Source organism: Leclercia sp. W17 (assembly GCF_003336325.1).
Taxonomy (GTDB): domain Bacteria; phylum Pseudomonadota; class Gammaproteobacteria; order Enterobacterales; family Enterobacteriaceae; genus Enterobacter.
On the sequence record NZ_CP031101.1, the window covers coordinates 3,769,925 to 3,782,450 of the forward strand.

13 protein-coding genes are annotated in these 12,526 nt (G+C 54.1%); 3 read left to right on the top strand and 10 right to left on the bottom strand.

Annotated features, from left to right (window positions below):
• Positions 1-59: 59 nt before the first annotated feature.
• Positions 60-1,034: an aldo/keto reductase gene (locus DVA44_RS18715; RefSeq protein ID WP_103178465.1), complete on the top strand. Its 975-nt coding sequence runs from the start codon at positions 60-62 to the stop codon at positions 1,032-1,034.
• Between the two features lie 62 nt (positions 1,035-1,096).
• On the opposite strand, the gene thiL is transcribed toward DVA44_RS18715, so the two are convergent.
• From thiL to nrdR, 5 genes are all read right to left on the bottom strand, one after another.
• Positions 1,097-2,068, bottom strand: coding sequence for a thiamine-phosphate kinase (gene thiL / locus DVA44_RS18720; protein WP_114387790.1), 972 nt, complete (start codon positions 2,066-2,068; stop codon positions 1,097-1,099).
• 78 nt (positions 2,069-2,146) lie between these two features.
• Positions 2,147-2,566, bottom strand: a complete 420-nt coding sequence (gene nusB / locus DVA44_RS18725; RefSeq protein WP_032616814.1) for a transcription antitermination factor NusB — start codon at positions 2,564-2,566, stop codon at positions 2,147-2,149.
• A gap of 21 nt (positions 2,567-2,587) precedes the next feature.
• Positions 2,588-3,058 (bottom strand): 6,7-dimethyl-8-ribityllumazine synthase, encoded by a 471-nt coding sequence (gene ribE, locus DVA44_RS18730; protein WP_039032362.1) that lies wholly within the window; start codon positions 3,056-3,058, stop codon positions 2,588-2,590.
• A 90-nt stretch (positions 3,059-3,148) separates the two neighbouring features.
• Complete coding sequence (ribD, locus tag DVA44_RS18735; RefSeq protein WP_114387791.1) at positions 3,149-4,252, bottom strand: bifunctional diaminohydroxyphosphoribosylaminopyrimidine deaminase/5-amino-6-(5-phosphoribosylamino)uracil reductase RibD; 1,104 nt, start codon at positions 4,250-4,252, stop codon at positions 3,149-3,151.
• A gap of 4 nt (positions 4,253-4,256) precedes the next feature.
• Entirely contained in the window at positions 4,257-4,706 is a 450-nt protein-coding gene (gene nrdR, locus DVA44_RS18740; protein WP_103178462.1) for a transcriptional regulator NrdR, read from the bottom strand.
• A 153-nt stretch (positions 4,707-4,859) separates the two neighbouring features.
• Between nrdR and DVA44_RS18750 the strand changes: the two genes are divergently transcribed.
• Together DVA44_RS18750 and DVA44_RS18755 are read left to right on the top strand one after the other, a co-directional pair.
• Positions 4,860-5,399, top strand: a complete 540-nt coding sequence (locus DVA44_RS18750) for a DUF3251 domain-containing protein (protein WP_114387792.1) — start codon at positions 4,860-4,862, stop codon at positions 5,397-5,399.
• 261 nt (positions 5,400-5,660) lie between these two features.
• Positions 5,661-6,533 carry a nucleoside-specific channel-forming protein Tsx gene (locus DVA44_RS18755; RefSeq protein ID WP_114387793.1) on the top strand — a complete coding sequence of 291 codons (873 nt, stop codon included), beginning with the start codon at positions 5,661-5,663 and terminating at the stop codon, positions 6,531-6,533.
• Between the two features lie 163 nt (positions 6,534-6,696).
• Here DVA44_RS18755 and DVA44_RS18760 read toward each other — a convergent pair whose 3' ends face one another.
• From DVA44_RS18760 to tgt, 5 genes are all read right to left on the bottom strand, one after another.
• Positions 6,697-7,908 (bottom strand): hypothetical protein, encoded by a 1,212-nt coding sequence (locus tag DVA44_RS18760; RefSeq protein WP_114387794.1) that lies wholly within the window; start codon positions 7,906-7,908, stop codon positions 6,697-6,699.
• 278 nt (positions 7,909-8,186) lie between these two features.
• Positions 8,187-9,158, bottom strand: a complete 972-nt coding sequence (gene secF, locus DVA44_RS18765; protein WP_114387795.1) for a protein translocase subunit SecF — start codon at positions 9,156-9,158, stop codon at positions 8,187-8,189.
• A 10-nt stretch (positions 9,159-9,168) separates the two neighbouring features.
• Positions 9,169-11,016 carry a protein translocase subunit SecD gene (gene secD, locus DVA44_RS18770; RefSeq protein WP_114315773.1) on the bottom strand — a complete coding sequence of 616 codons (1,848 nt, stop codon included), beginning with the start codon at positions 11,014-11,016 and terminating at the stop codon, positions 9,169-9,171.
• Between the two features lie 25 nt (positions 11,017-11,041).
• Positions 11,042-11,374: a preprotein translocase subunit YajC gene (gene yajC / locus DVA44_RS18775; protein WP_032616800.1), complete on the bottom strand. Its 333-nt coding sequence runs from the start codon at positions 11,372-11,374 to the stop codon at positions 11,042-11,044.
• Between the two features lie 22 nt (positions 11,375-11,396).
• Positions 11,397-12,524, bottom strand: a complete 1,128-nt coding sequence (tgt, locus tag DVA44_RS18780) for a tRNA guanosine(34) transglycosylase Tgt (protein ID WP_114315774.1) — start codon at positions 12,522-12,524, stop codon at positions 11,397-11,399.
• Positions 12,525-12,526 lie beyond the last annotated feature (2 nt).

The window sequence follows — 12,526 nt, forward strand, 5'->3', positions numbered from 1 at the left end:
CCCTTTCCGCTCCTGCTATGCTTAACGGTACGTTTTAAGCAAACAGCAGGAGTGGAACCATGCAATACAATACATTAGGAAAAACGGATCTTAAGGTTTCCCGTCTTTGCCTGGGCTGCATGACCTTTGGTGAACCGGACCGGGGTAAACACGCCTGGACGTTGCCGGAAGAGAGCAGCCGTCCGATCATCAAACACGCCCTCGAAGGCGGCATTAACTTCTTTGATACCGCCAACAGCTACTCCGACGGCAGCAGCGAAGAGATTGTTGGCCGGGCGCTGCGCGATTTTGCCCGCCGCGAGGAGGTGGTGGTTGCCACCAAGGTTTACCATCAGGTAGGCGATCTGCCGGAAGGCCTCTCCCGGGCGCAGATCCTGCGCTCCATTGATGACAGCCTGCGCCGCCTGAATATGGAGTATGTCGATCTCCTGCAGATCCACCGCTGGGATTACAACACCCCGATTGAAGAGACGCTGGAAGCGTTGAACGACGTGGTCAGGGCAGGCAAAGCGCGCTATATCGGCGCGTCGTCAATGCATGCCGCCCAGTTTGCCGAAGCACTGGCATTACAGGAACAACACGGCTGGGCACCGTTCGTCACTATGCAGGATCACTACAATCTTATCTACCGCGAAGAAGAGCGTGAGATGCTGCCCCTCTGCTACCAGCATGGCGTGGCGGTGATTCCATGGAGTCCGCTGGCGCGCGGGCGTTTAACCCGTCCGTGGGGCGAAACCACTGCCCGCTCGGTGTCCGATGAATTTGGCAAAACGCTGTATGACGAAACCGAGGCCAACAACGCGCAAATCGCTGAGCGCTTAACGGGCGTTGCCGAGGATCTTGGCGTAACGCGCGCCCAGGTGGCGTTGGCATGGGTGCTGAGCAAACGGGGCGTAGCCGCACCGATTATCGGTGCCTCGCGGGAAGAGCAGCTGGATGAGCTGATCAACGCCGTGGATATCACCCTGACGCCGGAGCAGATTGCCGAGCTGGAGACGCCGTACAAGGAGCATCCGGTGGTGGGGTTTAAATAGATGTGAACGCATTTGTAGGCCGGGTAAGCGCAGCGCCACCCGGCAATACAAGCCGCACAACGTTACGCGAAGTGGTCGTAACCTTTCCAGTCGAGCGTCACCGGCTCGCCGTTCTGCACAAATTGCAGCCCTTCGCTCTCCGGCATAATCTGGCCGATACAGGTAAACCCAGCCCCCAGATTGGCTAACGCCACATCCAGCGTGCCGCGGTTCAGCTCGGGTACGGTAAAGCACAGCTCGTAATCTTCACCGCCGGAGAGCGCCCAACGCAGCGCCTGCTCTGGCTCCACATGCCTGCGCATCGCCTCAGAGAGCGGGAAGAGATCGAGGTCGATCCGCGCGCCCACGCCGCTGGCTTTCAGGATATGCCCCAGATCGGAGATCAGGCCATCGGAGAGATCGATAGCTGAACTGGCGCGATCGCGCAGCGCCTGACCGTGCAGAATACGCGGCGTCGGGCGCAGATGGCGTTGCACGAAATAGGCCGCGTCATCGGCGTTTTGTACCATCAGGCGCTTCTGCAAAATTGCCAGCCCTGCCGCGCTGTCACCCGGCGTACCGGTGACATAAATCCAGTCGCCCGGCTTCGCGCCAGCGCGTTTCAGCGCGCGGCCAGCCGGTACATAACCGTGGATCGCCAAGGTCATCGACAGCGGCCCGGCGGTGGTATCGCCGCCGATCAGCTGCATATCGTAGTAGTTAAGCTGTTCAAACAGCGCGTCGCTGAAGGCCTCAAGCCAGCTTTCATCGACCTCTGGCAGGGTCAGCGCCAGGGTTAACCACGCCGGATCGGCCCCCATTGCCGCCAGATCGCTCACGTTTACCGCCAGCGCTTTGTACGCCAGATCGGCAGGATCGATATCCGGCAGGAAATGGTTACCGCACACCAGGGTGTCGGTGCTAATCGCCAGCGTCTGTTTTTCGGGGATGTTGAGAAGTGCACAGTCGTCGCCGATGCCGGTTTCCACATCGCGACGCGAGCTTCTGACTCGGTCAAAATAACGGGCAATCAGGGAAAATTCGCCACATGCCATACGTTATGCCTCAGCAAAGAAAATAAAAAAACCGGAGCCCGCACCACCCAAAGGCAGTACGACACTCCGGCTTGCGGATCACTTTTTACGGGGACGGATCGCAGGTGCAGCTTTATCCAGCACGCCATTCACAAATTTGTGGCTGTCTTCAGCACCGAAGGTTTTCGCCAGTTCGATCGCTTCGTTGATGGCCACTTTGTAAGGCACATCGTCACGTTTAGACAACTCAAACAGTGCGATACGCAGCACCGCTTTTTCAACCTGGCCCAGCTCTTCGAGCAGACGGGACAGGTACGGCTTCATCAGACCGTCGAGATACGCGCTATTAGTCGCCACTCCCGACAGCAGTTCACGGAAGTACACGACGTCAACGTCTTTGACGTCTTGTTCCGCCAGGAACTGGTATTCAACATCAGCGATGTCGTTCTGGGACAACTGCCAGGAGTAAAGTGCCTGAACGGCACATTCACGGGCGCGGCGACGAGCAGCAGGTTTCACGGAATTCCCCTTACAAAAAAATCAGGCCTTGATGGCTTTCAATACATTGATCATTTCAAGCGCGGTCAGTGCAGCTTCTGCACCTTTGTTACCGGCTTTGGTGCCAGCACGTTCGATGGCTTGTTCAATACTTTCAGTGGTGAGTACGCCGAACGCGACAGGAATTTCTGCATCCTGCGCCACGTGCGCCAGACCGTTGCTTGCGCCACCCGCAACATATTCAAAGTGCGCGGTACCGCCACGAATCACCGTACCCAGTGCGATTACCGCATCGTATTTGCCGGTTTTCGCCAGTGCGCCCGCTGCCAGTGGCAGTTCGTAAGCACCCGGAACCCAGACAACGGTAATGTTTTCGTCTTTCACCTGGCCGATACGTTTCAGGGCGTCAATCGCGCCATCCAGCAGGCTGTCGTTGATGAAGTTGTTGAAACGCGCAATGGTGATGGCGACGCGAGCGTCCGGGGTAGCAACGGCTGCTTCAATAATGTTCATACTCTTCCTTAACGGGTTCATTTGGTGGCCCCGCAGGGGGGCGGATTTTATCATAATATTTTGCGCACTGCTTCCCTATTTAGGCAAGCCTTACGCGGTGGTCAGGTGAAGACAGACATCCGGCCCAACCGGACGTATTTCGCTGAAGCTAAATGCCGGTGCATCCGCCAGTTTTTCCAGCCCTGGCAAGGCGCACAGGCCGCGCGCGTCGCTGCCTAACAGTTTAGGCGCAAGATAGACGATCAGCTCATCCACCAGCCCCGCCTGCAACAGCGCCCCGGCAAGCGTCGGGCCAGCTTCGACCCAGATGCTGTTGATCTGCTGTTTGCCCAGCAGCATCATCAGCACCACTAAATCCAGATGTCCTTTATGCTCCGGCACCAGAATGCTGCGCACGCCTTCCGGCCAGCTGCGCGCATCTTCCTGAGTGCGGGCAAACCAGGTCTCACCTGGCTGCTGCACAATGCGGTGCTCAGGGGTAACAAGATTCTGCCGGTCGACCACAATCCGCAGCGGCTGGCGTAAATTCTCTTGCGGATAGAGTGCCTGAGTATCCGCGTTTAGCTCATCCCAGCGCACGGTCAGGGCAGGATCGTCGGCCAACACTGTGGCATGCGTGGTGAGGATAGCATGGCTTTGCGCGCGCAGACGTTGCACATCGCGCCTTGCCTGTGGGGAGGTGATCCACTGGCTTTCACCGCTGGCCATTGCCGTGCGGCCATCCAGCGACGCGCCAAGTTTCAACTGCACGTAAGGGAAACCGGTCCGCATCCGCTTGAGAAAACCTTTATTCAGGCGTTCGGCTTCACTCATCATCAGGCCGTGGCTGACCTCAATCCCAGCCTCCTGAAGGCGGTATAGACCGCGCCCGGCTACCTGCGGATTAGGATCCTGCATCGCCGCCACAACCCGTGAAACGCCAGCGGCAATCAGGGCATCGCAGCAGGGTGGGGTTCGGCCATGATGGCTACAAGGCTCCAGCGTGACGTAGGCGGTTGCGCCCCGCGCCTTCTCGCCTGCCATGCGCAGGGCATGCACTTCGGCATGCGGCTCACCGGCACGGTAGTGAAAACCTTCCCCGACGATCTCGCCATCCTTCACAATGACGCAGCCGACATTTGGATTGGGATGGGTGGTAAAACGCCCGCGTTGCGCCAGCTTGAGCGCTCGCGCCATGTAAATCTCATCCAGCATGGGCTTAATCCTGTAGGCGGGCGATCTCTTCGCCGAACTCTTTGATATCTTCGAAACTGCGATATACGGAAGCAAAGCGGATATAGGCAACTTTATCGAGCTTTTTGAGCTGCTCCATCACCAGGTTGCCGATCATTTTACTCGGCACTTCGCGTTCGCCGGTAGCGCGCAGCTGGGTTTTGATGTGATTAAGCGCCATTTCAACGTCATCTGCGCTCACTGGCCGTTTTTCCAGTGCCTTAAGCATCCCGCTGCGCAGTTTTTCTTCGTTGAACGGTTCGCGGATGTCGTTACTTTTCACCACACGCGGCATCACCAGCTCTGCCACCTCAAAGGTGGTGAAACGTTCGTTACACACCAGGCACTGCCGACGGCGGCGCACGGACGAGCCCTCTCCCACGAGTCGGGAGTCGATTACTTTGGTATCCACGGCGAGACAGAATGGGCAATGCATACGGTGTCCTGACTATCGGGTTGACTGAACTCTATTTTACCCCGAACTGGCCTCACAACAAAGAAGGAGCGTTTTTGAGATAAAGGATCTATACGAACGCCTGCGTCGTTGACTACCCTTAGCAGAATCCGATATTTCAGGGAAATAATTGCCATGACAAGACGTTACCTGAGGATCCTGCTGGTGGGAAGCCTCTTTAGCCTCAGCGCCTGCGCGCAGCAAAGCGAAGTTCGTCAGATGAACCAGAGCATCAGTTCGCTGAATACGACCATGAACAAGCTGAACCAGGAAACCGTCAAAATCACCCAGCAGAATGCGCTGAACGCCAAATCGACCAGCGGCGTCTATCTGCTGCCAGGGTCAAACACCCCTGCCCGACTGAACAGTCAGATCGGCACGCTGCGTATGTCGCTGATGAATGTTGCGCCTAATGCCGATGGCACCCGGGCCACGCTGCGCATCCAGGGCGAATCCAACGATCCGCTGCCGGCATTTAGCGCCACCGTAGAGTGGGGCCAAATCCAGGGCACGACCGACAGCTTCCAGGAGCTGAACGTTCAGACCCAGCTCATTAATGCTCCGGCCAGTGTGCTGGCCCCCAGCGATGTTGATATCCCACTGCAGCTAAACGGCATGATGCCCGATCAGCTCGGCTTTATCCGCATCCACGATATTCAGCCCGTTGCGCAATAATCCCCCTGCGGAACGTGTTCGCGTTCCGCTCCCTTCTTTGGTTACAAACATTGGCAACAGAAATGTTTGCTATTACAATCCGCTCCGTCAAAAATACGCAAACGTGAACGCAATCGATTACGTATGTGAGAGAACTGTGAAACAACACATATTTTTGTGAGCAAGGATTCCTATAATAGGCTCCCAGAAACACGAAATATTTAGAAACGCAATTCGCGCCTTTTTCACTCCCGTCAGGGATTTCAAATCAGTGGCATTATTATGAAAAAAACATTACTCGCAGCCGGTGCAGTCCTGGCGTTCTCTGTGCAGGCAGCGGAAAACGATAAACCAGAGTACGTCTCCGACTGGTGGCACCAGAGCGTTAACGTCGTCGGCAGCTATCACACCCGTTTTGGACCGCAGATCCGCAACGATACCTACCTGGAATACGAAGCGTTTGCCAAGAAAGACTGGTTTGATTTCTATGGTTACATGGATGCGCCGGTCTTCTTCGGCGGTAACACTGACGCCAAAGGTATCTGGAACCACGGTTCCCCACTGTTCATGGAGATCGAACCACGCTTCTCTATCGACAAGCTGACCGGCACCAGCCTGGCGTTTGGTCCGTTCAAAGAGTGGTACTTCGCGAACAACTACATCTACGACATGGGTCGCAACAAGTCCGGTCGCCAGAGCACCTGGTACATGGGTCTGGGTACTGACATCGACACCGGTCTGCCGATGAGCCTGTCCATGAACGTCTATGCGAAATACCAGTGGCAGAACTACGGCGCGGCGAATGAAAACGAGTGGGATGGCTACCGTTTCAAAGTGAAATACTTCGTGCCAATCACTCAGCTGTGGGGCGGTAACCTGAGCTATATCGGCTTCACCAACTTTGACTGGGGTTCAGATCTGGGCGACAACGATTTCCGTGACCTGAACGGTAAGAAAGCGCGCACCAACGACTCTATCGCCTCCAGCCACATTCTGGCGCTGAACTACGATCACTGGCACTACTCTGTTGTTGCCCGTTACTGGCACAACGGTGGTCAGTGGAACGACGACGCAAGCCTGAACTTCGGCGACGGTGACTTCAGCGTTCGTTCTACCGGCTGGGGTGGTTACCTGGTTGTGGGTTACAACTTCTAATCTGTTCCAGAAGACTAGCTTGAAAACTAAGCACCGGTCGAAATGCTCGTTCGGTGCTTTTTTATGACAATACCGGTCTGCTAAAAAGTAAATGGACTGAGCCAATAGCTAATTGCAAGTAAAATCGCCACACACAGACAGCGTCGGGGGAAGGTTGAGAACATTACCAGATCTCCTGCACGTAACCGGAACGCTGTCGTTCTTTGCGCAATTTTTCAAGCTGCTTACGCAGACGTAGCCAGTAAGCCACGCGTTTTGAGCACAAGCGGGTAAGTTGAATCGCCAGGTCACTTGCCCCGAGAAGTGCGCCACAGCACATGAAGATGACTGAAATCAGCGTCTCAATCGCCCTGCCGATAGCATGCCAGTTCCAGTGGAGCTCACCGGCGCTCAAGGCAAAGCCGGCCCCAAACAGCAATGCAATCACCAGCATGCAAGGGGCGAAAATGAACAGAACAGAATGATAAAATGCCGCGACGCTTTGATCGCTGCGATACCAGTTTCCGTTAGTGATATAACAGCTGCCGTCAGTATAGTTATAGATACCGACTGCTTGATTACTGTGGTGGTTAAAAATAGTTAACAGGTGGTCGCCAACGCCGATAAAAGGCGCATGCACTTTATAGAAAAAGGGCAAAATTTTATTCATCTGGCTACGCCATGTCGGATCGCCCATTCGCCAGTTCAGTGATAACGGCCTTCCCTGACAAACATACACGAGCGCTATGCCGGAGTTATCAGAAATGTATGATGTCCACTCCCCCCCTCTGACCGCAGTGACCTGATGTTTTATCTCACTCAACTGCGGGCCAAAATCAGAGAAACCTTTTGGCATCGCATCAGGAAACGGCAGCGTTAACAACGAACAGCCAATATCTTTGCAAAATGCCGTATCACCGCGTTTTGCCTGTTCCAGCCTTTTCAGTAGTTCTCTAACGCGCGGTGAAGTTCTCAAACACACGGCATGGAGATCCTCCAGACCATAGGTGAGCAAGATCATCGTGACAACGAAAAACAGCAGCATCATCAAATAACCTGATGTAAACATCATCGAGGCGGAAACAAAAAATACTGTGACGCTGGTAAATAGACGGATAAGAGGAAGAGGTAAGGCTGGGCGTGCACCCGCCGTATTTAGCGTTACAGTGCCGTCTGTAATCCAGTCAATCCAGTAATTTCCATCGTTTAAACGATGGGTACCCATAAAGATCTGGCTGCCCGGCTTTAACAGGTCAAAGTTGACATTTTCATCAAAAAAAGACTTATCAGTATAAAAAGTATGCTGAGGTGTTATCAGGCGCAGATAGCTGCTTTTGGGATTGTTGCCCGCAGTAAAACCGTGAAACTGCAAAGTGAAATAGTGCGTATTTTTCATTAACTAACATCCGTGTTAAACGTGCAAAAAGCATCCATGTTTTTAAGCCGTATGGCGAAGCTATCGCATCACTAACAGGCTCCGGCGCAGCATCGCCCACAGAAAATTGTTTTAACGCTTTGTCGCGATAGCCGCTTTCCAGCCGCGTAGAATTTTGGGGAGTAATAGCCAGAGGTGTATCAAACGCTGGAGCAAACCCCGTTGTACGTTGCCCTGTTTTATTAATGATAAAAAAAACCGCAGCACTGAGGCTACGGTTTTTTTAAGCAGAGGCCGGGTTACGGAAGAATAGACGGCTGATCCGCCCCTTCTTTTTCGACTTTCTGCTGGAGCAGGTGCTCGCGCTTCATGCCAAGTTTCAGTGCCAGTGCAGACGCCACGTAGATGGACGAGGCCGTACCGATGGAAACACCGATCAGCATGGTCAGCGAGAAGCCTTCCAGAATCGGACCGCCGAAGAGATACAGCATCAGGATTACCATCAGGGTAGTTCCGGAGGTGATCAAGGTACGGTGCAGCGTCTGGGTCAACGACACGTTAAAGATTTCGTACGGCGTACCGCGACGGATCTTACGGAAGTTTTCACGGATACGGTCCGATACCACGATACTGTCGTTCAGCGAGTACCCGATAACCGACATCAACGAGGCCACAATGGTCAGGTCGATCTCGATATGGAACAGCGACAGAACGCCCATGGTGATCACCACGTCGTGCGCCAGAGCGATAACCACCCCGGCAGCCAGACGCCATTCGAAGCGGAAACCGACATACGCCAGGATACAGAGCAGCGCCACCAGCAACGCCATCGCACCGGTCTGGGCCAGATCAGCACCCACGCTCGGGCCAACGAATTCGATACGTTTTACCGTCGCATTCTGGCTGGTCGTTTCGTTAATCACGGTCACGACCTTACTGCCCAGCTCCTGGCTGCCGTTGGCATCCTTCACCGGCGGCATACGCACCATGATGTCACGGCTGCTGCCGAAGTTCTGCAGCAGCGGCTCTTCAAAGCCCGCCTTTTGCAGCGACTCGCGCATCTGGTCCATATCGACCGGTTTTTCCAGGGTGATCTCAATTACCGTACCACCGGTAAAATCGAGACCCCAGTTAAAGCCCTTCACGCCGATGATGGCGATGGACAGAATCAGCAGAAAACCTGATATGCCAAAGGCCCAGTAGTCCCAGCGCATAAAGTCCCAGACTTTACGGCCGTAGTTCAATTGTTCAACAGTATATTCCTGTGCCACAACGCACTCCTCAGATAGACAGCTTTTTAACGCGCTTGCCGCCGTACAGCAGGTTCACGATGGCACGGGTGCCGACGATAGCGGTAAACATTGACGTTGCCACACCAATACCGGTGGTGATAGCAAAGCCCTTGATCGCGCCGGTACCCACTGCATACAGGATAATAACCTTAATCAGTGTGGTTACGTTCGCATCAAAGATGGAGCTGAAAGCGCCACGGTAACCTTCGTCAATCGCCTGTTGGACTGAGCGACCATTGCTCAGTTCCTCTTTAATACGTTCGTTTATCAGTACGTTGGCGTCGACCGCCACCGCAAGGGTTAGAACGATACCCGCAATCCCTGGCATGGTCAGCGTTGCCCCCGGGAGCAGGGACATAATGCCGACAATCAGCACCAGGTTTGCAATCAGCGCAGAGGTCGCAATTAGACCAAACTTCTTGTAGAAGAAGACCATGAAGATGATGGAGATTGCCAGACCCGCCAGACACGCTTCCAGACCCTGAGTGATGTTCTGCATCCCAAGGGTTGGACCGATGGTACGCTCTTCAACAATCTGAATTGGCGCAATCAGCGCACCGGCACGCAGCAGCAGCGACAGCTGACGGGCTTCGTTCGGGTTGTTGATACCGGTGATACGGAAGCTGTTACCCAGGCGAGACTGGATATTGGCGATGTTAATCACCTCTTCCTCTTTCACCAGAACCGCACGACCGTTGGCATCTTTTTTACCGCTGTCTTTGTACTCCACGAACAGGGTCGCCATCGGTTTACCGATATTGTCCTTGGTGAAGTTAGACATGATGTTACCACCCGCGCTATCAAGCGAGATGTTAACCTGCGGCTGGTTGTACTCATCCTGGCTGGAGGTGGAGTCAGTGATGTGGTCACCGGTCAGGATCACACGCTTGTACATCACAACCGGCTGGCCTTCACGGGTCTGTTTCACTTCAGAGTCGCCCGGAACGCGGCCAGATGCGACAGCAGACTGATCGACGTTGGTGTTAACCAGACGGAATTCTAGGGTCGCGGTTGCGCCGAGAATCTCTTTGGCACGCGCGGTATCCTGGATACCTGGCAGTTCAACCACAATACGGTCAGCACCCTGACGCTGTACCAGCGGTTCAGCAACGCCGAGCTGGTTTACACGGTTACGCAGGATGTTGATGTTCTGCTGAACCGCGTATTCACGCGCTTCTTTCAGACGCTCATCGGTCATCACCGCACGCAACTGGTTGCTGCCCTGAGAAGAGAGCACCAGATCGCGGTGACGCTGGGTCAGATAATCTATCGCCTGGTCGCGGGCATTGCTGTCACGAAACGTGATGCTCATCCCGTATTTGTCTTCCTTACGCACGGTGGTGTAAGGGATGCCTTTATCGCGCAGATCGCTACGCAGGCTATCAATGTTTTGTTCCTGAAGTTTTCCGAGTGCGGTTTCCATATCCACTTCCATCAGGAAGTGAACGCCGCCACGCAGGTCGAGACCGAGTTTCATCGGCTCAGCGTTGATAGCAGCTAACCAACGCGGAGTTGCAGGAGCAAGGTTCAACGCCACGACATATTTATCACCCATCACGCCCATCAGCGCTTCACGAGCGCGGAGCTGCGTGTCGGTGGAGTCGAAGCGAGCAAGAATTGCGCCCTCTTCCAGTGCCACAGACTTAGCGGTAATTTTTTCTTCTTGTAAAGTTTTCTGGACCTGGATCAGCGTTTGCTCACTGGCGGCGACGCCGCGCGCGCCAGTGATTTGAACAGCCGGATCCTCACCATACAGGTTGGGAAGTGCATACAGCAGGCCGACGACAATGACGACGACCAGCATGACGTACTTCCACAAAGGATAACGGTTTAACACGGCAGTTCCCTTTGGGAAAAGTTAATTACAGCGCCTTCATGGTGCCTTTCGGCAGAACGGCAGCAACGAAGTCACGTTTGATAACCACTTCAGTGGTATCGTTCAGTGCGATAACGATATAGCCGTTATCAGCGACTTTGCTTACACGACCTACCAGACCACCGTTAGTCAGCACTTCATCGCCTTTCGCGATGGAGTCCATCAGCTTTTTGTGCTCTTTGGTGCGCTTCTGCTGTGGACGCAGGATCATGAAATAGAAGATCAGACCGAACACCACCAGCATCAGAATCAGAGACATCGGGCTGCCCTGCGCCGGTGCACCTGTTGCCGCTACCGCATCAGAAATAAAAAAGCTCATTAAATTTCCCTCATTAAATAAATTAATCAACGTTCAAAGGTGGAACATCCCGACCCTGTCGTTGGTAAAAATCGGTCACGAAGCTCTCTAATTTACCCTCTTCAATAGCCTTGCGTAAACCAGCCATTAAGCGCTGGTAATAGCGAAGGTTATGAATCGTATTGAGTCGCGCGCCCAGTATTTCATTACAACGATCAAGATGATGCAAATAGGCACGAGAATAATTGCGACAGGTATAGCAATCGCACTCGGCATCGAGTGGGCTGGTGTCGCTTTTATGCTTCGCATTACGGATTTTTACCACGCCATCGGTCACGAACAGGTGACCATTACGGGCGTTGCGGGTCGGCATAACGCAGTCGAACATATCAATGCCGCGACGTACGCCTTCAACCAGATCTTCTGGTTTACCGACGCCCATCAGGTATCGAGGTTTATCTGTTGGAATTTGCGGGCAAACATGCTCCAGAATACGGTGCATATCTTCCTTCGGCTCCCCTACAGCCAGACCGCCGACAGCGTAGCCATCAAAACCTATCTCTACCAGACCTTTAACAGAGATATCGCGTAAATCTTCGTAAACGCTGCCCTGAATAATGCCAAACAGCGCATTTTTATTGCCGAGGCTATCAAAACGGTCGCGGCTGCGCTTCGCCCAACGCAGCGACATCTCCATCGAGCGCTTGGCGTAGTCCCAGTCCGCCGGGTATGGCGTACATTCGTCGAAGATCATCACGATATCGGAGCCGAGATCGTACTGAATCTCCATTGATTTTTCAGGATCGAGGAAAATCGGGTCGCCGTTAATCGGGTTGCGGAAATGTACACCCTTTTCGGTGATCTTGCGGATATCACCCAGGCTGAAGACCTGGAAGCCGCCGGAGTCGGTCAGAATCGGTCCTTTCCACTGCATAAAGTCATGCAGATCCCCGTGCAGCTTCATGATCTCCTGACCAGGACGCAGCCACAGGTGGAAGGTGTTACCGAGGATAATTTGCGCGCCAGTGGCTTCAACTTCTTCCGGCGTCATCCCTTTTACGGTGCCGTAAGTACCCACAGGCATAAAAGCGGGCGTTTCTACTACGCCACGATCAAACACCAGGCGGCCACGGCGAGCGCGACCATCGGTGGTATCGAGTTCAAATTTCATTT